The 20,467-nt window shown below is 39.6% G+C and carries 17 protein-coding genes and 2 pseudogenes; 18 read left to right on the plus strand and 1 reads right to left on the minus strand.

Features of this window, described 5'->3' with window-relative positions:
* Window positions 1–73: 73 nt before the first annotated feature.
* From M1F55_RS05910 to M1F55_RS05950, 9 genes and pseudogenes are all read left to right on the plus strand, one after another.
* Window positions 74–277: pseudogene (locus M1F55_RS05910) on the plus strand (hypothetical protein); the annotation flags it as partial.
* Between the two features lie 210 nt (window positions 278–487).
* Window positions 488–1,078: a class I SAM-dependent methyltransferase gene (locus M1F55_RS05915; RefSeq protein WP_282184720.1), complete on the plus strand. Its 591-nt coding sequence runs from the start codon at window positions 488–490 to the stop codon at window positions 1,076–1,078.
* Window positions 1,075–2,352 carry a pyrimidine-nucleoside phosphorylase gene (locus M1F55_RS05920; protein WP_049550863.1) on the plus strand — a complete coding sequence of 426 codons (1,278 nt, stop codon included), beginning with the start codon at window positions 1,075–1,077 and terminating at the stop codon, window positions 2,350–2,352. The genes M1F55_RS05915 and M1F55_RS05920 overlap by 4 nt, the downstream gene beginning before the upstream one ends.
* A gap of 19 nt (window positions 2,353–2,371) precedes the next feature.
* Complete coding sequence (deoC, locus tag M1F55_RS05925) at window positions 2,372–3,034, plus strand: deoxyribose-phosphate aldolase (protein WP_084928612.1); 663 nt, start codon at window positions 2,372–2,374, stop codon at window positions 3,032–3,034.
* A complete protein-coding gene (locus tag M1F55_RS05930; RefSeq protein WP_173214233.1) occupies window positions 3,021–3,410 on the plus strand; it encodes a cytidine deaminase in 390 nt (129 codons plus the stop codon). The genes deoC and M1F55_RS05930 overlap by 14 nt, the downstream gene beginning before the upstream one ends.
* An 89-nt stretch (window positions 3,411–3,499) precedes the next feature.
* A complete protein-coding gene (locus M1F55_RS05935; RefSeq protein WP_001036135.1) occupies window positions 3,500–4,552 on the plus strand; it encodes a BMP family lipoprotein in 1,053 nt (350 codons plus the stop codon).
* 143 nt (window positions 4,553–4,695) lie between these two features.
* The gene (locus M1F55_RS05940; RefSeq protein WP_247947478.1) at window positions 4,696–6,231 is read left to right on the plus strand and encodes an ABC transporter ATP-binding protein; all 1,536 of its coding nucleotides are present in this window, start codon (window positions 4,696–4,698) and stop codon (window positions 6,229–6,231) included.
* Window positions 6,224–7,282, plus strand: coding sequence for an ABC transporter permease (locus tag M1F55_RS05945; RefSeq protein WP_247947479.1), 1,059 nt, complete (start codon window positions 6,224–6,226; stop codon window positions 7,280–7,282). Before M1F55_RS05940 ends, M1F55_RS05945 begins: the two co-directional genes overlap by 8 nt.
* A gap of 2 nt (window positions 7,283–7,284) precedes the next feature.
* Window positions 7,285–8,241, plus strand: a complete 957-nt coding sequence (locus tag M1F55_RS05950; protein WP_247947480.1) for an ABC transporter permease — start codon at window positions 7,285–7,287, stop codon at window positions 8,239–8,241.
* A 35-nt stretch (window positions 8,242–8,276) separates the two neighbouring features.
* Here the strand turns inward: M1F55_RS05950 and plsY are convergent, their stop codons facing one another.
* A complete protein-coding gene (plsY, locus tag M1F55_RS05955) occupies window positions 8,277–8,918 on the minus strand; it encodes a glycerol-3-phosphate 1-O-acyltransferase PlsY (protein ID WP_247947481.1) in 642 nt (213 codons plus the stop codon).
* Between the two features lie 135 nt (window positions 8,919–9,053).
* Between plsY and parE the strand changes: the two genes are divergently transcribed.
* From parE to M1F55_RS06000, 9 genes and pseudogenes are all read left to right on the plus strand, one after another.
* The gene (gene parE, locus M1F55_RS05960; protein WP_247947482.1) at window positions 9,054–10,997 is read left to right on the plus strand and encodes a DNA topoisomerase IV subunit B; all 1,944 of its coding nucleotides are present in this window, start codon (window positions 9,054–9,056) and stop codon (window positions 10,995–10,997) included.
* A 3-nt stretch (window positions 10,998–11,000) separates the two neighbouring features.
* A complete protein-coding gene (locus M1F55_RS05965) occupies window positions 11,001–11,483 on the plus strand; it encodes a hypothetical protein (protein ID WP_247947483.1) in 483 nt (160 codons plus the stop codon).
* 29 nt (window positions 11,484–11,512) lie between these two features.
* Window positions 11,513–12,712, plus strand: a complete 1,200-nt coding sequence (locus tag M1F55_RS05970) for a hypothetical protein (RefSeq protein ID WP_247947484.1) — start codon at window positions 11,513–11,515, stop codon at window positions 12,710–12,712.
* A 309-nt stretch (window positions 12,713–13,021) separates the two neighbouring features.
* On the plus strand, window positions 13,022–13,396 hold the full coding sequence (locus tag M1F55_RS05975; protein ID WP_247947485.1) for a GNAT family N-acetyltransferase: 375 nt from the start codon (window positions 13,022–13,024) through the stop codon (window positions 13,394–13,396).
* 66 nt (window positions 13,397–13,462) lie between these two features.
* Window positions 13,463–13,681 (plus strand): annotated as a pseudogene (locus M1F55_RS05980) (GNAT family N-acetyltransferase); the annotation flags it as partial.
* A gap of 16 nt (window positions 13,682–13,697) precedes the next feature.
* Window positions 13,698–14,525: an aminoglycoside 6-adenylyltransferase gene (locus tag M1F55_RS05985; RefSeq protein ID WP_247947516.1), complete on the plus strand. Its 828-nt coding sequence runs from the start codon at window positions 13,698–13,700 to the stop codon at window positions 14,523–14,525.
* A gap of 29 nt (window positions 14,526–14,554) precedes the next feature.
* Window positions 14,555–15,115, plus strand: coding sequence for a nucleotidyltransferase family protein (locus tag M1F55_RS05990; protein ID WP_247947486.1), 561 nt, complete (start codon window positions 14,555–14,557; stop codon window positions 15,113–15,115).
* Window positions 15,116–15,495: 380 nt separating this feature from the next.
* Window positions 15,496–17,976, plus strand: coding sequence for a DNA topoisomerase IV subunit A (parC, locus tag M1F55_RS05995; protein WP_247947487.1), 2,481 nt, complete (start codon window positions 15,496–15,498; stop codon window positions 17,974–17,976).
* Window positions 17,977–18,302: 326 nt separating this feature from the next.
* Window positions 18,303–20,354 carry a thiol-activated cytolysin family protein gene (locus M1F55_RS06000; protein ID WP_247947488.1) on the plus strand — a complete coding sequence of 684 codons (2,052 nt, stop codon included), beginning with the start codon at window positions 18,303–18,305 and terminating at the stop codon, window positions 20,352–20,354.
* Window positions 20,355–20,467 lie beyond the last annotated feature (113 nt).

The raw sequence follows: 20,467 nt of genomic DNA on the forward strand, positions 1-20,467 counted from the left end.
AAAGGACTTAGCCCTGTACAATACAGAACTAAATCCTTTGCTTAAATTAATTGTCTAACTTTTTGGGGTCAGTACAAAATGGCTTGCTGCTGGTAGTTATTTCTTTTTAGTCCTATGGATTGCTACAGAGGGTTATTTCTTCCGCATGTCACTGGAAGATTTGATACGACTTTGGACAAGTTTGGAATTCCTGACAAAAACGTATCAGTTGGGCTTTTATCTAAATATCCTGTTGGGAATCTTGTTGGTAATAAAGTATTTTAAGGTTAAGCAATAGTAATGAAAATGCACTTGATTATAGACAATAAATTTGTTGTTTTATCTTGACTGTGATATTTCTAGTTCTAAAATGCTTTATCATTCATTTATAAGTGTTGAAAGAAATTGAAGAAAAGGTCTTCTTGACTAGCTTTCCTCAGTCTTTTTCGTTTTATTAGCAATTTGTAAACGATTTACAATTTAAGTCAAATTATGGTAAAATAGTTTCATGAGTAAAATGTATTATGCAGAGAATCCTGACGCTGCTCACGACATTCATGAGTTGAGAGTGGACTTGTTGGGACAAAAAATGACCTTTTTGACAGATGCGGGTGTTTTTAGCAAGAAAATGATTGACTTTGGAAGTCAACTTTTGCTCAAGTGTCTAGAGGTCAACCAAGGAGAAACTGTCCTTGATGTAGGCTGTGGTTACGGACCTTTGGGCTTGTCTTTGGCTAAGGCTTATGGCGTTCAGTCTACCATGGTCGATATTAATAATCGTGCCTTGGATTTGGCGCGACAAAATGCTGAACGAAATAAAGTAGCAGCGACGATTTTCCAGTCCAACATCTATGAACAAGTTGAAGGACATTTTGACCATGTCATTTCCAATCCTCCTATCCGTGCGGGCAAACAAGTGGTTCATGAAATCATTGAGAAAAGTAAAGATTTCTTGGAAATTGGTGGAGATTTAACAATCGTTATCCAGAAAAAACAAGGGTCCCCAAGTGCCAAGTCAAAGATGGAGGAAGTGTTTGGAAATTGTGAAATCGTCAAAAAAGATAAGGGATACTATATCCTTAGAAGTGTGAAAGAATGAGAGCAGTTGATTTAATCCAAAAGAAACGAGATGGTCAAGAATTGACTTCGAGTGAAATTGAATGGCTGGTAGAAGGCTATGTGTCAGGAACGGTCCCTGATTATCAGATGTCTGCCTTTGCTATGGCTGTTTATTTCAAAGGAATGACGACTCGAGAAATCTCTGATTTGACCATGAAGATGGTCAAGACAGGTCAAGAGTTTGATTTATCCGCTATTGATGGGGTTAAGGTTGACAAGCATTCTACGGGTGGTGTTGGTGATAAGGTGACCTTGATTTTGGCTCCTCTTGTTGCTAGCTTCGGTGTTCCTGTGGCAAAAATGAGTGGTCGTGGTCTCGGCCATACGGGTGGAACAATCGATAAATTGGAGTCCATTAAGGGCTATCAAGTTGAGCGCAGTCAGGAGGATTTTATTCGTCAGGTGCAAGATATTGGAGTATCTGTCATTGGGCAATCAGACCAGCTGGTCAAAGCAGATAAACTTCTATATGCGCTTCGTGACGTGACAGCAACTGTCGACACGATTCCTTTGATTGCGAGTTCTGTCATGAGTAAGAAAATCGCTGCAGGAGCGGATGCTATTTTACTAGACGTGACTGTTGGCGAGGGTGCCTTCATGAAGACTGTTGATGAGGCGCGTGAATTGGCTCAAACCATGGTGGAACTTGGTAAGGCTGTTGGACGGAAGACGGTAGCAGTGATTACGGACATGAGTCAACCTTTGGGACGAGCGATTGGAAATCGCCTTGAAATTCTTGAGGCATTGGATATTTTACAAGGTCAAGGCCGTCAGGATATTACCCACTTCATCTGTGAATTGGCTCAAATTATGCTTGGTTTAGCAAATGTAAACAAGACAGTTGAAGAAGTTCGACAACATCTTGAAAATGGCCAAGCACTGGCTAAGTTTGAGGATATGGTGCAAGCCCAAGGTGGAGACTTGGAAGACCTCTATCGTCCTGTCAATGTGGCTCATGTGGTGGAAATCCCTGCTCAGGAAACGGGTGTCATTTCAGCTCTTCCAGCTATGGAATTTGGGCTTTATGCTATGAGACTGGGGGCAGGCCGTGCAGTCAAGTCTGATGCCTTGGACTATGAAACAGGAATTGTTTTTGAAAAGAAAGTTGGAGATTCCGTTCAAAAGGGAGAAATTGTTGCAAAAGTATACACAAATGGAAAAATTTCTCCTCAGCTAGTTACAGATTTTCAAAAATATGTTAAAATAAATGACAGGGTGCAAAGTTTACGAGAAATTATAGAAATCATCTCATAAACTGTAGGAGAATCCGAATATGAAATTAAATAAATATATCGATCATACGCTTTTAAAACAAGATGCAACAGAAAATCAAATTGATTGTTTGTTGTCTGAAGCTAGAGAGTATGATTTTGCCAGTGTTTGCGTTAATCCGACCTGGGTTGAACATGCTAAAAAAGGTCTTGAAGACACAGATGTCAAGGTCTGCACAGTAGTAGGTTTCCCCTTGGGAGCAACAACTTCAACTGTGAAAGCTTTTGAAACAAAAGAAGTTATCCAAAATGGTGCAGATGAGATTGATATGGTGATCAATGTTGGAGCTCTCAAATCAGGTAATCTTGATTTGGTTGAGTCGGATATTCGCGCAGTAGTAGAAGCAAGTGGTGACAAGTTAGTGAAAGTCATTATTGAAGCTTGCCTTCTGACAGACCAAGAAAAAGTTGTGGCTTGCCAATTGGCCCAAAAAGCGGGAGCTGATTTTGTTAAAACATCTACTGGCTTTTCAACTGGTGGTGCTACAGTAGCAGATGTTAGATTAATGCGTGAAACAGTTGGACCAGAAATGGGTGTCAAGGCTGCTGGTGGAGCTCGTTCTTATGCAGATGCTCTAGCATTTGTAGAAGCAGGGGCGACCCGTATCGGAACGTCAGCTGGGGTAGCAATTCTAAAAGGAGAATTGGCAGATGGCGACTACTGAGTTGATTGAACTTGCAATTGAAACCAGCAAGAAAGCCTATGTGCCCTATTCTCACTTTCCTGTCAGTGCTGTTCTGGTCGCAAAAGATGGTAGTATTTATACAGGTGTCAATATCGAGAATGCTAGTTATTCTTTGACCAACTGTGGAGAACGTACAGCGATTTTTAAAGCAGTTTCTGAAGGTCAAAGAGAGTTTTCAGAATTGATTGTCTATGGACAGACTGAAAAACCAATCTCACCATGTGGTGCTTGTCGCCAAGTGATGGCTGAATTTTTTGAACAAGATCTAAAAGTGACCTTAGTCGCAAAAGATAAATCGACGGTCGAGATGACGGTCGGGGAGTTACTTCCATACTCTTTTACAGACTTAAACTAGTCTGGGTCGCTCTTTGAGTGACACGGTCCTTGTGGCCAATAAATCCATACTTGCAACATAGTTGCACATCTTATTTAGGAGGTTCAGTAATGAACAAGAAACAATGGCTAGGCCTTGGTCTAGTTGCAGTGGCAGCAGTTGGACTTGCTGCATGTGGTAACCGCTCTTCTCGTAACGCAGCTTCATCTTCTGATGTGAAGACAAAGGCAGCTATCGTCACTGATACTGGTGGTGTTGATGATAAATCATTCAACCAATCAGCTTGGGAAGGTTTGCAAGACTGGGGTAAAGAACACAATCTTTCAAAAGATAAAGGTTTCACTTACTTCCAATCAACAAGTGAAGCTGACTATGCTAACAACTTGCAACAAGCGGCTGGAAGTTACAACCTAATCTTCGGTGTTGGTTTTGCCCTTCACAATGCGGTTGAAGAAGCAGCAAAAGACCACTCTGATTTGAACTATGTCTTGATTGATGATGTGATTAAAGATCAAAAGAATGTTGCTAGCGTAACATTTGCTGATAACGAAGCTGCTTACCTTGCAGGTGTTGCAGCGGCTAAAACAACTAAAACAAAACAAGTTGGTTTTGTAGGTGGTATTGAGTCTGAAGTTATCTCACGTTTTGCAGCTGGATTTAAAGCTGGTGTTGAGTCAGTAGACCCATCTATCAAAGTTCAAGTTGACTACGCTGGTTCATTTGGTGATGCTGCTAAAGGTAAAACAATTGCAGCAGCACAATATGCAGCTGGTGCAGACGTTGTTTACCAGGCAGCAGGTGGAACAGGTGCTGGTGTCTTTGCAGAAGCAAAATCACTCAACGAGAGCCGTCCTGAAAGTGAAAAAGTTTGGGTTATCGGTGTTGACCGTGACCAAGAGGCAGAAGGTAAATACACTTCTAAAGATGGTAAAGAATCAAACTTTGTTCTTGTATCTACTTTGAAACAAGTTGGTACAACTGTAAAAGATATTGCTAACAAGGCAGAAAAAGGTGAATTCCCTGGCGGTCAAGTGATCGTTTACTCATTGAAAGATAAAGGGGTTGACTTGGCAGTAACAAACCTTTCAGAAGAAGGTAAAAAAGCTGTCGAAGATGCTAAAGCTAAAATCCTTGATGGAAGCGTAAAAGTTCCTGAAAAATAATGGATGGAAGTCATTTCTTAGGAAGCGGCCCTCGGCCGCTTTTTTAAGAGTTGAGGCAAAGTCATTTTGTCTCAGTAAAGCTTGCTACTAGACAAACTAGCAAGTTTTATTGAAATAAAATAAGACTCTGAAAGGAAGAGCACATGGCACACGAAAATGTCATTGAGATGCGTGATATTACCAAGGTGTTTGGTGAATTTGTTGCCAACGACAAAATCAACTTGCACCTACGAAAAGGTGAAATTCATGCACTTTTAGGAGAAAATGGGGCTGGAAAGTCCACACTCATGAACATGTTAGCAGGTCTTCTTGAACCAACCAGTGGTGAAATTGTGGTCAACGGTCAAGTTGTCAACCTCGATTCACCATCTAAAGCGGCTAGCTTGGGAATTGGAATGGTTCACCAGCATTTTATGTTGGTAGAAGCCTTCACAGTGGCTGAAAACATCATTTTAGGTAGTGAATTAACTAAAAATGGTGTATTAGATATCGCTGGAGCTAGCAAAGAAATCAAAGCTCTTTCTGAACGTTATGGCTTAGCGGTTGACCCTTCTGCCAAGGTAGCAGATATCTCAGTTGGAGCCCAACAACGTGTAGAAATTTTAAAAACCCTTTATCGGGGGGCTGATATCCTTATCTTTGACGAACCAACGGCTGTTTTGACTCCATCAGAAATTGATGAGTTGATGGCTATTATGAAAAATCTTGTCAAAGAAGGAAAATCAATTATCTTGATCACCCACAAGTTGGACGAGATTCGCGCAGTTTCTGACCGCGTTACAGTTATCCGTCGTGGGAAATCAATTGAAACCGTCGAAATTGCAGGGGCTACCAATGCTGATTTGGCAGAAATGATGGTAGGTCGTTCTGTTTCCTTTAAAACAGAGAAGCAAGCCTCTCAACCCAAAGAAGTGGTCTTGTCTATTAAAGACTTGGTGGTCAATGAAAACCGCGGTGTTCCAGCTGTGAAAAATCTGTCCTTGGATGTTCGTGCTGGAGAGATTGTTGGTATTGCAGGGATTGATGGAAATGGTCAGTCTGAACTGATTCAAGCCATTACAGGTCTTCGCAAGGTTGAATCTGGTAGCATTGAGCTAAAAGGAGATTCAATTGTAGGCTTGCACCCACGACAAATTACAGAACTAAGTGTTGGGCACGTTCCAGAAGACCGTCATCGTGATGGTTTGATTTTAGAAATGATGATTTCTGAAAATATTGCCCTTCAAACCTACTATAAAGAACCACATAGTAAAAACGGAATTTTGAACTATTCAAATATTACTTCTTATGCTAAAAAGCTAATGGAAGAGTTTGATGTTCGTGCTGCCAGTGAATTTGTTCCTGCAGCTGCACTCTCAGGCGGAAATCAACAAAAAGCAATTATTGCTCGTGAAATTGATCGTGATCCTGATCTCCTTATCGTCAGCCAGCCAACTCGTGGGTTGGATGTCGGCGCCATTGAATATATCCACAAACGCTTGATTGAAGAGCGTGATAATGGGAAGGCTGTCCTTGTTGTCAGCTTTGAGTTGGATGAGATTTTAAACGTTTCAGACCGTATTGCCGTTATCCACGATGGTAAGATTCAAGGTATTGTATCACCAGAAACAACCAATAAACAAGAACTAGGTGTCTTGATGGCTGGTGGAAACTTGGGAAAGGAGAAGAGTGATGCCTAAAAAATTACAACAAATTTCGGTTCCCTTGATTTCTGTCTTCCTAGGAATTTTGCTCGGAGCCATTGTCATGTGGATCTTCGGTTATGACGCTATTTGGGGCTATGAAGAATTGTTCTATACAGCCTTTGGTAGTCTACGCGGGATTGGGGAAATCTTCCGTGCTATGGGGCCTTTGGTCTTGATTGGTCTTGGTTTTGCTGTTGCCAGTCGTGCAGGTTTCTTTAACGTAGGGCTTCCTGGTCAGGCCTTGGCTGGTTGGATCCTCAGTGGTTGGTTTGCCTTATCTCATCCAGATATGCCGCGTCCGTTGATGATTTTAGCGACTATTGTGATTGCCTTGATTGCTGGTGGGATTGTCGGCGCGATTCCAGGTATTCTGAGAGCCTATCTAGGGACATCAGAGGTTATCGTAACCATCATGATGAACTACATCGTTTTGTATGTAGGGAATGCCTTTATCCATGCCTTCCCTAAAGACTTCATGCAAAGTACAGATTCGACCATTCGTGTTGGATCTAATGCAACCTACCAGACACCTTGGTTGTCTGAGTTGACTGGTAACTCACGGATGAATATTGGTATTTTCTTTGCTATCATTGCCGTTGTAGTTATTTGGTTCATGCTCAAGAAAACGACTCTTGGTTTTGAAATTCGTGCAGTTGGTCTTAATCCACATGCTTCAGAATACGCTGGTATTTCTGCTAAGCGGACTATCATCCTATCTATGATTATTTCAGGTGCCCTGGCAGGTCTTGGTGGAGCTGTTGAAGGGCTTGGAACCTTCCAGAACGTCTATGTTCAAGGATCATCATTAGCTGTCGGATTTAACGGGATGGCGGTTAGTCTGCTTGCGGCCAACTCACCAATCGGTATTCTCTTTGCAGCCTTCCTATTTGGTGTTCTCCAAGTTGGAGCTCCTGGTATGAATGCGGCGCAGGTACCATCTGAGCTTGTCAGCATTGTAACAGCGTCTATTATCTTCTTTGTCAGTGTTCATTACCTTATCGAACGCTTTGTCAAACCGAAAAAACAAGTTAAAGGAGGTAAGTAAAGATGTCTATTACAACCTTGCTCACCCTCTTGGTGTCTTCTATGCTGATTTACTCAGCCCCCCTCATCTTTACAAGTATTGGTGGTGTTTTCTCTGAACGTGGTGGTGTCGTAAACGTCGGCCTTGAAGGAATTATGGTTATGGGTGCCTTTTCTGGAGTTGTCTTTAACCTTGAATTTGCTGAACAATTTGGCGCAGCAACTCCATGGCTATCCTTGCTAGTTGCAGGATTGGTTGGTGGTCTCTTCTCTATTATCCACGCAGCAGCGACGGTTCATTTCCGTGCAGACCATGTTGTCAGCGGTACGGTATTGAACTTGATGGCGCCTGCCTTGGCTGTTTTCTTGGTGAAAGTTCTTTATAACAAAGGACAAACCGACAATCTAAGTCAGACTTTTGGACGCTTTGATTTTCCAGTCTTGGCTAACATCCCAGTAATTGGTGATATCTTCTTCAAGTCGACTAGTCTGCTTGGTTATTTGGCGATTGCCTTCTCATTCCTTGCTTGGTTTATCCTCTTCAAGACTCGCTTTGGTCTTCGTCTCCGCTCTGTCGGTGAACACCCTCAAGCCGCGGATACCTTGGGAATCAACGTTTACAAAATGAGATATTTAGGGGTTATCATTTCAGGTTTCCTAGGTGGAATTGGTGGAGCGATTTATGCTCAATCCATCTCAGTTAACTTCTCAGTGACAACTATTGTTGGACCTGGATTTATCGCCCTTGCTGCAATGATCTTTGGGAAATGGAATCCAATCGGAGCCATGCTATCTAGTCTCTTCTTTGGACTTTCACAAAGTTTGGCTGTTATCGGATCTCAATTGCCGTTCCTGCAAGGAGTGTCTGCGGTTTACCTTCAAATCGCACCTTACGTTTTGACAATTCTTGTCTTGGCAGCCTTCTTTGGAAAAGCAGTTGCGCCAAAAGCAGATGGTATCAACTATATCAAATCAAAATAAGCTTACAAAAAAACGTCAGTACATCAACTGGCGTTTTATTTTTTAGGATTTTGATGGGTTAGGTTCAATCCCCAAGGGACTAAATTTTCAGTTTTATTTTTGATGCGCGTGATATTATCCTTATGTCGAATGATAATCAAGCTAGCAAGTGCTAGGATAATAGCGATGAATAGAGGGTCATAGTTGCTCAGAATAAAACCGACAAGTGGAAAGAGTAGAACTCCGATGACTGCTGCGATAGATGCTGTGACACTAGAGAGTGAAATCATACTACCAAGATAGAGGGTTCCGAAGAAAACAACTGCTAGGTAGAGACAGAAGATAGGCGCAAATCCGAAAATCACTCCAGCACTGGTTGCGACAGCCTTACCTCCTTTAAATCCTGCAAAGATAGGAAAGGTATGACCAATAACAGCCAAAAGTCCAAAGATAAGAGGCGAAACGCCTTGCAGATGGAAAATAATCGGAAGCAGCGTTGCTAGAGTCCCTTTGAAAAAGTCAATCACAAATGTTGCCATGCCAGCTTTCTTACCTAAAATGCGGAAGGTATTAGTTGTCCCAGTGTTACCAGAACCATGCTCACGTAGATTGATTTGAAAGAATACTTGTCCAATCCAGAGGCCAGACGGAATCGAACCCAGCAGATAGGCTAGGATTAATAAAACTATTGTAATCATACTCCTATTATATCATGAAATGGAAAAGAAAGGCAGAGAATCTCTTCTGAAATTGTCACACCGGAGAAAGAAAAATTTTGCAAAATCCTTAGAAAACCTGTAGAATAGTAAAGATGAACGAATAGGAGGTTCCTTGTGTCAAAAAAGGAAATCAATATTAATAATTATAATGATGACGCCATTCAGGTGCTAGAAGGGTTGGATGCGGTTCGAAAACGTCCGGGGATGTATATCGGATCGACCGATGGAGCTGGTCTCCACCACCTAGTCTGGGAAATCGTCGATAATGCTGTCGATGAGGCCTTGTCTGGATTTGGTGACCGTATTGATGTCACCATTAATAAAGATGGGAGCTTGACTGTGCAAGACCATGGTCGTGGGATGCCGACTGGAATGCACGCTATGGGAATTCCAACAGTTGAGGTTATCTTTACCATTCTTCACGCCGGAGGAAAATTCGGTCAAGGTGGCTACAAGACATCTGGTGGTCTCCACGGGGTGGGTTCTTCCGTTGTTAACGCCCTTTCTAGCTGGCTAGAAGTTGAAATCACTCGCGATGGTGCAATCTACAAGCAACGTTTTGAAAATGGTGGCAAACCTGTCACGACCTTGAAGAAAATTGGTACAGCACCTAAGTCTAAAACAGGTACCAAGGTTACGTTTATGCCTGATTCGACTATCTTTTCTACGACAGACTTCAAGTACAATACCATTTCAGAGCGCCTCAATGAATCAGCTTTTCTCTTAAAAAATGTGACCTTGTCTTTGACAGATAAGCGAACAGATGAAGCAATTGAGTTCCACTATGAGAATGGGGTACAAGACTTTGTTTCTTATCTGAACGAAGACAAGGAAACCTTGACGCCAGTCCTTTACTTTGAAGGGGAAGACAATGGTTTCCAAGTGGAAGTAGCTCTCCAGTATAATGACGGATTTTCAGATAACATCTTGTCCTTTGTCAATAACGTTCGCACCAAGGATGGTGGAACACATGAGACAGGACTCAAGTCTGCTATCACTAAGGTCATGAATGACTACGCGCGTAAGACAGGTCTTCTCAAGGAAAAAGATAAAAACCTTGAAGGCTCAGACTATCGTGAGGGACTAGCGGCCGTTCTTTCTATTCTTGTTCCTGAAGAACACCTTCAGTTTGAAGGTCAGACTAAGGATAAACTAGGCAGTCCACTAGCTCGACCAGTTGTTGATGGGATTGTAGCTGATAAGTTGACCTTCTTCCTTATGGAAAATGGGGAATTGGCTTCTAACCTCATCCGCAAGGCTATCAAGGCGCGTGACGCTCGAGAGGCGGCTCGCAAAGCGCGTGATGAGAGCCGGAATGGTAAGAAAAATAAAAAAGACAAGGGCTTATTGTCTGGAAAATTGACCCCAGCCCAATCTAAGAATCCTGCTAAGAATGAACTCTATCTGGTTGAGGGGGACTCTGCCGGTGGCTCTGCCAAACAAGGCCGTGACCGTAAATTTCAGGCTATCCTACCTCTTCGTGGTAAGGTTATCAATACAGCCAAGGCCAAGATGGCGGATATCCTCAAAAATGAAGAAATCAACACTATGATTTATACCATTGGTGCGGGTGTTGGATCAGATTTTTCTATTGAGGATGCCAACTATGACAAGATTATTATTATGACCGATGCGGATACTGACGGTGCTCATATCCAGACCTTGCTCTTGACATTTTTTTACCGTTACATGCGTCCGTTAGTCGAAGCTGGACATGTCTATATTGCCCTTCCACCTCTTTACAAGATGTCCAAAGGAAAAGGTAAGAAAGAAGAAGTGGCCTATGCTTGGACGGATGGTGAGTTAGAAGAACTCCGCAAGCAGTTTGGTAAAGGTGCTACCCTTCAACGATATAAAGGTCTCGGTGAGATGAATGCGGACCAACTCTGGGAGACAACCATGAATCCAGAAACTCGAACTCTCATTCGTGTCACGATTGAAGACTTAGCACGCGCAGAACGTCGTGTCAATGTCCTCATGGGAGATAAAGTAGAACCACGTCGTAAGTGGATCGAAGACAATGTCAAGTTTACGCTGGAAGAGAGTGGTGCGTTTTGAACGATGCAAAATAAACAAATTATGATAAATGAATTGAAAGAAATAGCTATGAGATATAGAAAAGCTATTGAAAAAGCAATTCAGACAAAAGAGATTATTGATTATAACCTAGTGAATTTTCCTAAGGGATGTTGCAATTTTGTAAGTGACTACCTTCAGAGGTTTTTATATGAACAAGGAATTGAATCATTATATGTTTCTGGAGAATATGGTTCTGGATGGGAAGGGAATTCTCATGCTTGGTTAGTTGCCTATGAAGATATAATTGTTGATATTACCGGAGATCAGTATCAAGATAATGAAGGAGAACTCTTTTATGATATTTCGGTGTATGTTGGCGAAGAGGATGAGTTTCATAAATTATTTAAATATAATGCCCCTCCGATTTCATATCCTGAGCAAGAAATAAATAATTCTCGTAGCAGTCATTTAAAAGAAAAAAATAACAAAAATTACAATATAATTTTGAAATACATTCAAAATTAGAGTTTTGCACTGTGAAAAGGGGAATTATTATGAAAGAATCAGATGTTCTGACTAGGATTGGATTGAAAGATAAAGACGAATTGGTCTATTTATTAGAAAATAGTGGATTAAATGAGAGATTGTCTAGATTGGCTTCTATTGATAGAGAACCACATTCTATTAGGTTAGAATTTTGTGAATCGGGATGTTACTTTAAAATAGTAAAAAATGATGTGAGCGATATATCGAGTGTTAAAGGAGAAAAATTTAAATTCTTTAGAAGAGGCTGGTCTTGCGTACTCAAATCACAAAAAAATAAAAATGTTTCTAAGCTAAGCTCTCCTAATATATTAGAAGGGCAGTATAATCCTAAGAAGTTAGATGGACAATATTTTTTTCACTCGGGGCATATTCTAGGTAAACAATTTTATAGTTTTATTTCTGATTATTCATGCAATGATAAATATAGTAGTGCCAAAGATATTATAAATAGCAAAGAGAAGAACATATTTCTACAATTTAGTGTTGCGAATAAAGAATCTAGTTCGTTCGTCAATAGAAGAAGTCAGGCTTATTATGAAAATTTAGTCACTGACTATTTTAATGCTGATATTGAAGAAATTTTTTATGAAGTAAAAGCTGTTTTTTATAGCAAAGACTCTAAATACCCTATTGGAACAGAAATATTTTTAAAACCCATTATTCGCAAGAGAATTCCTTCTTTGGAAAATGATTTGGAGGAAATTCATGTCTTTATACCAAATTTTGATGTAGATTTTAATTTGTCTAAATTACCTTCAGATTACGAGGGATATGTTAGCTATCGTAAATTTTATCTTGAAGGATACAAAGAAGTTTATAAAGATTGTTTTGAAAATATCTTTAAAGATAATTCAGATATAGTAAAAAACGATGAGGGAGAAAGAATATTTTACCTCGTACTGGGTCAAGAAAAAAATGCTATTTTTAGTCATATAGGAAGAGCTCAAAAATTTCTGGGTGTAGATACAAACGCCTTAGATATTGAACAATTACCAGATGATATTTCAAAAGATGAAATATTTATGTTTTCAGAAAGTCAGCAACAAGTAATTTTTGATTATTTGAAAAATCAAAAATTAATCAATCGCTCAAGGAATAAGAATTATTTCTATCCTGTTGTTAGACGTTCGGAATACAAAGGAATTTATTTTTCTGACCAAGAAATAAGAGAAAAAGGATACAATTTGAAAAGGGGGCAAAAACTTTAGAAGATGCTCTAAAACTTATTTAGATTTTCATTTTGTCGAAATCACTATAATATAAACTAACCTATCATTTGAATTTCTGACAAGCTTACTAGGGCTAAAGTGAAGTCGCCAGTTTTTCTGACGGAGTGCTTTAGAGCAAATTCTGTTTGGCAGAAAATCCGGCGAGTGTTTTTTGAGTAAAAGACGAACGTTTATTTTTCTTGCGAGCAGTTTTAAAGCAAAAAAACTTTTCAGAAAATCAGGAAGGTAAAAAAGGAATTAAAGTTAAAATAAAAAAATTTAGGAGATTATAGATTGGAGGAATAGAAGATGATTATCAGACCTGCAAGCAGAAAAGATTGTCAAGCTATTTATAGCCTTTATCAAAGTGAAAAATGGCTTTCTTTTACAGAGGAAAAAGTGAGATCTCTATTTTCAACAAATCTGTCTCATTACTTGGTGCTTGAAGAGGACCAGAAAATCCTTGGCTTTGCCCGTTATCTGACGGATGAAGTGCTGACGACCTTTTTAGCTGAAATAATTATTGATAAATCCCACCGCAGAAAAGGACTGGGACAGCAGCTGATTGAGGAGATCTACAAAAAATATCCTTTGACACGGATTGAATTAATATCTGAAGCAGATGGATTTTATCGGGCAATAAGTTTTAAGCCTGTTGGCACAGGATTTAGAAAATCTGAATGAAAGGAGACAGCCAATGACTCTTGACAACAAACTGGGTCTGACAGATTCGCTTGAACTAGCCAAGATGGTTATGCGACGGAGGCTGCCCAAGCCTGTCTAGACTTTGTTTTTCAGCAAGCTAGCTTGTCATAAGTTTACTCTTTTACATCCTTACTCAATCAACTTTCGCAAAAAGTCATGCAAAAACTGAGCATGGAATTTGTCAAAGAATTTGAGAATGAAAAAGTTCCAGCAGACAGTCCGCTTTATAGATATGTCCTCTACAGAATCAAGAGTTTCCACTAAAAAGGCAGGTATTCCCATGAGAACTGAAACAGAAATGATGAATCTGATTTTACAAATGGCTGAAAGTTTAAAAGTCGATGCTGTTGCTTTATCGGGTTCTAGAACAAATGATCATGCTCCGAAAGATGAATTTCAAGACTATGATGTTGTTTATCTTGTTGATAATCTTGAAAACCTAATTTCAGACTTGTCTTGGCTAGATCTGTTTGGGAAACGCATTATTGAGCAAGAGGTTGCTCTTGACCATCGTCGTCTATATCTTATGCTTTTTGAAGACGGCAACCGTATCGATTTGACTCTCTGCCCCAAAGAACACATTCAAGAGTGGGTAGATAGCGAGGCAGGATTCACTGTTTTAGAAGATCCAGAACATTTATTTGAACCCTATTCCCCAAATCTAGAGCGTTTCTGGATACATCCAGCTAGAGAGACAGATTTTAAAAATTCCTGTAATGAATTTTGGTGGGTATCAGCCTACGTGGTTAAAGGAATTTGTAGTAATCAGCTCATCTATGCGACCGACCATCTTTATGGTATTTGTCAACAAGAACTTCTGAAAGTCTTATCTTGGCAGGTTGCAAGTGACAGGGGAAAGGTCGACATCGGCAAGAATTACAAGTATCTCTTTGACTATTTACCTACTGAGAAAGAGAAGGAGTTCTCAAATCTGCTTGATTTCTCAAATAGTGACAAAATCACTCAGTCTTTGTTTGCTACCATGGAACTTTTCCACCAAGAGGCTCAATCTCTTGCTCAAAAGCTAGGCTTTGACTACGATAAAGAAGTGGCTGAGAAGATGATTGAGTATGCTGAGGAAAGAGTGAAGAAGTTTGGGAATAATTAGAAAAATGAAAAAGCGAGAGGAGAAGACTCATGATTGAAAAAGTGGAACGCCTCATTACAGAGATTAATCGTATTCATCTAGAATACTCTAAAGATTATTTTGAAACGGGTAAGGTGGAGAAAATCAATCTCAAGCATACCTTTTCTAAAGTTCCGACTAAAGCGATTTTGGCCTACCGTCTAAATTTACATGAGTCAATTAATGACTATCTGATGAAAGCGGATGTCCAAGATATTGCCTATGTTTATCGTGTCAAGACTTCTGAGTCTATTTTAGATAAAATTACACGTTTTTCAGAGCGTCAAGAGGGCTATCCTGTGAATTCCATTCTTAATGATATTTTTGGTGCTCGTATGATTTTAAGTTCCAAAGAGATAGCTCAAGTCATGGAGAAGTTAGATGATTGGCAAGAGAATTACGGACTAAAAAACTGGTATTTACGTGATAAAGATGGTTATGTCGGTATTCATATCTATTTTAAAAATAAAAGTAATTTTTACTACCCATGGGAACTTCAACTTTGGGATAAGAAAGATGTAGATAGCAATATAGCCAGTCATATCAAGTATAAACGAGGATTTGTGGAGTAGACATTTCAAGTGGAAATGACGATACAGGAATTGTATGAAACTTACTTACTTTATATTGTTTCTTTTTCCATAATATGTACTCTCCATTCTTCGAAAGGAGTTGAACACGCCCTAAATACTGTGTGAAAACTCCTTATTACTAACTGAAGCAACAAATTTTAAACACTTTAAACTACAGAAAGGATAGTTTAGTTACTTATCGTAACTGAACACGGGACTAAGACTTTCTACATCCTTTTATCATTACACACACTCTACATTCTTTGAAAGGAGTTGAACACGCCCCCAATGCTGGGTGAAAAAGATAAATTCTCTTGTGAGCTTGCTTATTTCAAGAATTTTCTATTTTCACTTGGTATTTTACGGGCTCTGTATCCTATATGTCTAACATTCAAAACATGTCCCTCGAGGACATCATGGGAGAGCGCTTTGGTCGCTACTCCAAGTACATTATTCAAGACCGAGCTTTGCCAGATATTCGTGATGGGTTGAAGCCGGTTCAACGCCGTATTCTTTATTCGATGAATAAGGATGGCAATACTTTTGACAAGAGCTACCGTAAGTCAGCCAAGTCTGTCGGGAATATCATGGGGAATTTCCACCCACACGGTGACATTTCTATCTATGATGCCATGGTTCGTATGTCACAGGACTGGAAAAATCGTGAGATTTTAGTTGAAATGCACGGTAATAACGGTTCTATGGACGGTGATCCGCCTGCTGCAATGCGTTATACCGAGGCACGTTTGTCTGAGATTGCAGGTTACCTTCTTCAAGATATCGAGAAAAAGACCGTTCCTTTTTCTTGGAACTTTGACGATACTGAAAAAGAGCCAACTGTTCTGCCGGCAGCCTTTCCAAACCTTTTGGTTAATGGTTCGACTGGGATTTCGGCTGGATATGCCACAGATATTCCTCCCCATAATTTGGCTGAGGTCATTGATGCTACAGTTTACATGATTGACCATCCAATGTCCAAGGTGGACAAACTCATGGAATTCTTGCCTGGGCCAGACTTTCCTACAGGAGCTATCATCCAAGGTCGTGACGAGATTAAAAAGGCCTATGAAACTGGTAAGGGGCGCGTGGTTGTTCGTTCCAAAACTGAGATTGAAAAGCTAAAAGGTGGTAAGGAACAAATTGTTATTACTGAGATTCCTTATGAAATCAACAAGGCCAATCTAGTCAAGAAGATTGATGATGTTCGTGTAAATAATAAGGTGGCAGGTATTGCTGAGGTTCGTGATGAGTCTGACCGTGATGGTCTTCGTATCGCTATTGAACTCAAGAAGGACGCTAATACGGAGCTTGTTCTCAACTACCTATTTAAGTACACCGACCTACAAATCAACTACAACTTTAATATGGTGGCGATTGACAATTTCACGCCTCGTCAGGTTGGGATTGTTCCAATCCTATCTAGCTACATCGCCCACCGTCGTGAAGTCATTCTGGCACGTTCACGCTTTGACAAGGAAAAGGCTGAGAAGCGTCTTCATATCGTCGAAGGTTTAATTCGCGTGATTTCGATTTTGGACGAAGTCATTGCGCTTATCCGTGCATCTGAGAATAAGGCTGACGCCAAGGAAAACCTTAAGGTCAGCTATGATTTTACAGAAGAGCAGGCTGAAGCTATCGTTACCTTGCAACTTTACCGCTTGACCAATACAGACGTAGTTGTCTTGCAGGAAGAAGAAGCAGAACTTCGTGAAAAGATTGCCATGCTTGCAGCGATCATTGGTGACGAACGGACTATGTACAATCTCATGAAGAAAGAGCTTCGTGAGGTCAAGAAGAAATTTGCGACACCACGTCTAAGCTCTCTTGAAGATACAGCTAAAGTCATTGAGATTGATACAGCTAGTCTAATTTCTGAGGAAGATACCTATGTCAGCGTGACCAAGGCAGGTTACATCAAGCGCACCAGCCCACGTTCTTTTGCGGCTTCCACCTTGGAAGAAATTGGCAAACGTGATGATGACCGTTTGATTTTTGTACAATCTGCCAAGACAACCCAGCATCTTTTGATGTTCACGACTCTTGGAAATGTCATTTATCGACCAATCCATGAATTGGCAGACATTCGCTGGAAGGACATCGGAGAGCATCTGAGCCAGACTATTACAAACTTTGAAACTAACGAAGAAATCCTTTATGTGGAAGTAGTAGATCAGTTTGATGATGCCACAACCTACTTTGCTGCAACTCGTCTTGGTCAAATCAAGCGTGTAGAACGAAAAGAATTCACCCCATGGCGGACCTACAAGTCTAAGTCTGTTAAGTATGCTAAGCTTAAAGACGAGACAGACCAGATTGTGGCAGTGGCTCCAATTAAACTGGATGATGTTCTCTTGATTAGCCAAAATGGTTATGCACTGCGTTTCAATATTGAAGAGGTTCCGGTTGTCGGTGCCAAGGCAGCAGGTGTCAAGGCTATGAACCTGAAAGAAGATGATGTCCTCCAATCGGCCTTTATCTGTAATACCTCGTCCTTCTACCTCTTGACTCAGCGTGGAAGTTTGAAACGTGTTTCCATTGAGGAAATTCCAGCAACCAGCCGTGCCAAACGTGGTTTACAAGTTTTGCGTGAGTTGAAAAACAAACCACATCGTGTCTTCTTGGCTGGTGCAGTTGCAGAGCAAGGATTTGTAGGTGATCTCTTCAGTACAGAAGTGGAAGAGAATGACCAAACTCTGCTTGTTCAATCCAACAAAGGAACAATCTATGAAAGCCGATTGCAAGACTTGAACCTGTCAGAACGAACTAGCAACGGAAGCTTCATATCAGATACCATTTCAGATGAAGAAGTTTTTGATGCCTATCTTCAGGAAACTTATACAGAATTTGAATCTAAAAAATGATAAAAACAATGAAAAGCTTTTCATTGAGAAATTTGTTAAGTTATAGATTTAAGAATTGAATTTGATTATATATACAAAAACGAACAGTGCTGATTCCCAACTGATAGAGACTGAAGCCTGTTCGTTTTCTTGTTTTTAGTGGTATAGACCGCTTTGTATTTAGATGTGAAATTATTAACATATGAACAACTATACAAGTTGAGCTAATAAAAAATAATATTTTTTAAGAAAACGCTTGCATCTATAATATTTTTATGTTATACTCTTATTGTTTCAAAAAAGCGCGTTCAAGAAATAATTCGTTTAAATATATATAGGAGTTTTGTATGTCTCGAAACAAACAAGATAAAGGATTTCGTTTTTCTATTCGTAAACGTAGCGTTGGAGTATGTGGTGTTGCCATTGCAACATTTTTGCTAGGTTCTGGCCTTGTATTTCAAACAAATGTAGTAAAAGCAACAGAACCAAGCGTTGCTGCAGTTGCTGGTGAAAATATTGCTGCTCATAAGTCTGCAAGTCAGAGTTCGACTGCTTATGAAGGGGAGGCTTCTAGAGCAGTTGACGGTAATCGTGATAATGCCTGGAACAATCGTTCAGTTACTCATACAGATTTTCAAGATCATTCTTGGTGGAAAGTTGATCTAGCAAAAGAAGAAGGTGTGGGAACTGTTCGTATTTACAATCGTGGAGATGGAGTTGTAGCTAATCGTTTATCTAATTTTGATGTTATTTTATTAGATAAAGATGGTAAGGAAGTAACTCGTCAACATGTCGATAGCTTAAACAATCAACCAACAGTTGATGTTCAATTCTCAGGAGTTAATGCACGGTATGTAAAAATTGAATTAAATAAATCTAAAACTCCTCTTAGTTTGGCAGAAGTTGAAGTATATCGTGCTGTAAAAGAAGAAAAAGTAGTAACAGATAAGAAAACAGAAAACCAAGTTAAAACAGAAAGTAAAGCTAAAAAAGATTATACTGCAGAGCTAAATAACTATTTATTTGGTTTAAATTACGATAAACTAAATATTTTAACTAGAAAAGGCGAAGCATTAGAAAATTACACTAATACAAGCACAAAACAACAAGGAAATGAATTTGTGGTTGTCGAAAAAGTGAAGAAAAACCTTTCTAATGGTTCTGCAGATGTTGCCATTAATGGTAACGGAGATATCTTCCTAGGTGCTTTGTTTAAAGCAAATCAAGACCTCCTAGAAAATAAACCACAACAAATTAGTTTAGATCGTAGCAAAGGTAGAATTAGTGTTGATTTGCCAGGAATGGTAGGCGGAGATAGCTATGTAGATGCTAATCCAACTGCAAGTGGTATGCAGGAAGGTGTGAATACCTTGTTAAATCGTTGGCATGAAAAATATGCTGCGAAAAATCCTGCTCCAGCACGTATGCAGTACGAATCAACTTCTGCTTACAGCATGAATCAATTGAAAGCAAAATTCGGAAGTGATTTTGAAAAAGTCGGTGTTAATTTGAAAATTGATTTTGAGGCTGTGAACAAGGGTGAAAAACAAATCGAAGTTGTTGATTTTAAACAAATTTACTATACTGCTAACTTTGATGCTCCAAAAAATCCATCAGATGTATTTGCTTCAGGAGTAACGGTTGATCAATTGAAAGCACGTGGAATTGATGAAAAAACACCTCCTGTATACGTTTCAAGCGTTTCATACGGACGTCAAATGTATGTCAAATTTGAAACAACAAGCAAGAGTACAGAGTTGAAAGCGGCAATCAATGCTGTCATCAAAGGAGTGCCTATTAAACCAGAATCTGAATGGGCACGTGTCTTGAAGAATACAACTGTAACAGTTTCAATCGTAGGTGGAAATGCTGATGGCGCTGCACGTGTTGTGACAGGTACAGTAGAAGATTTGAAGAAATTGATTCAAGAAGGAGCTACTTTCAGTACACAAAACCCTGCTGTTCCAATTTCTTATAAGACTGCATTCTTGAAAGATAATCAAGTAGCCACAATTCAAAGCAATACAGACTACATTGAAACTAAAGTGACTTCATATAAAAATGGTTACCTCAATTTACAGCATAAGGGAGCTTACATTGCTCGTTACTATGTTTACTGGGATGAAGTAACTTATGATAAGGATGGAGTTGAAAGCATTCGCTCACGTCAATGGGAAGATAATGGTAAAAACAGAACAGCTGGCTTCCAAACTGAACTTCAATTTAAAGGAAATGTACGTAATATACGCGTGAAGATTCAAGAAAAAACAGGTCTTGTTTGGGAACCATGGCGTACAGTTTATAATCGCACTGACCTTCCTCTTGTTCAAAAACGTACAATTATTAATTCAGGTACAACACTAAGACCAAAATACGATGAAAAAGTTGAAAATAACTAATTTTTCACTTGTAAAAGGAATCAGTTCTAAGAGCTGGTTCTTTTTATTGAAGAAATTTTCTGAAAATTACAAAATATACTTGCTATTTTAGAAAAATAGTGTAGAATATAAGA

The sequence above is a fragment of the Streptococcus mitis genome (genome assembly GCF_023109235.1).
Classification (GTDB): Bacteria; Bacillota; Bacilli; order Lactobacillales; family Streptococcaceae; genus Streptococcus; species Streptococcus mitis_DA.

Coding starts and splice junctions, on each gene's coding strand:
- M1F55_RS05940 (WP_247947478.1), top strand. CDS start 4,696: ATGGCACACGAAAATGTCATTGAGATGCGTGATATTACCAAGGTGTTT.
- M1F55_RS05915 (WP_282184720.1), top strand. CDS start 488: ATGAGTAAAATGTATTATGCAGAGAATCCTGACGCTGCTCACGACATT.
- plsY (WP_247947481.1), bottom strand. CDS start 8,918: ATGATTACAATAGTTTTATTAATCCTAGCCTATCTGCTGGGTTCGATT.
- M1F55_RS05970 (WP_247947484.1), top strand. CDS start 11,513: ATGAAAGAATCAGATGTTCTGACTAGGATTGGATTGAAAGATAAAGAC.
- M1F55_RS05920 (WP_049550863.1), top strand. CDS start 1,075: ATGAGAGCAGTTGATTTAATCCAAAAGAAACGAGATGGTCAAGAATTG.
- M1F55_RS05935 (WP_001036135.1), top strand. CDS start 3,500: ATGAACAAGAAACAATGGCTAGGCCTTGGTCTAGTTGCAGTGGCAGCA.
- M1F55_RS05990 (WP_247947486.1), top strand. CDS start 14,555: ATGATTGAAAAAGTGGAACGCCTCATTACAGAGATTAATCGTATTCAT.
- M1F55_RS06000 (WP_247947488.1), top strand. CDS start 18,303: ATGTCTCGAAACAAACAAGATAAAGGATTTCGTTTTTCTATTCGTAAA.
- M1F55_RS05975 (WP_247947485.1), top strand. CDS start 13,022: ATGATTATCAGACCTGCAAGCAGAAAAGATTGTCAAGCTATTTATAGC.
- M1F55_RS05950 (WP_247947480.1), top strand. CDS start 7,285: ATGTCTATTACAACCTTGCTCACCCTCTTGGTGTCTTCTATGCTGATT.
- M1F55_RS05945 (WP_247947479.1), top strand. CDS start 6,224: ATGCCTAAAAAATTACAACAAATTTCGGTTCCCTTGATTTCTGTCTTC.
- M1F55_RS05985 (WP_247947516.1), top strand. CDS start 13,698: ATGAGAACTGAAACAGAAATGATGAATCTGATTTTACAAATGGCTGAA.
- deoC (WP_084928612.1), top strand. CDS start 2,372: ATGAAATTAAATAAATATATCGATCATACGCTTTTAAAACAAGATGCA.
- M1F55_RS05930 (WP_173214233.1), top strand. CDS start 3,021: ATGGCGACTACTGAGTTGATTGAACTTGCAATTGAAACCAGCAAGAAA.
- M1F55_RS05965 (WP_247947483.1), top strand. CDS start 11,001: ATGCAAAATAAACAAATTATGATAAATGAATTGAAAGAAATAGCTATG.
- parC (WP_247947487.1), top strand. CDS start 15,496: ATGTCTAACATTCAAAACATGTCCCTCGAGGACATCATGGGAGAGCGC.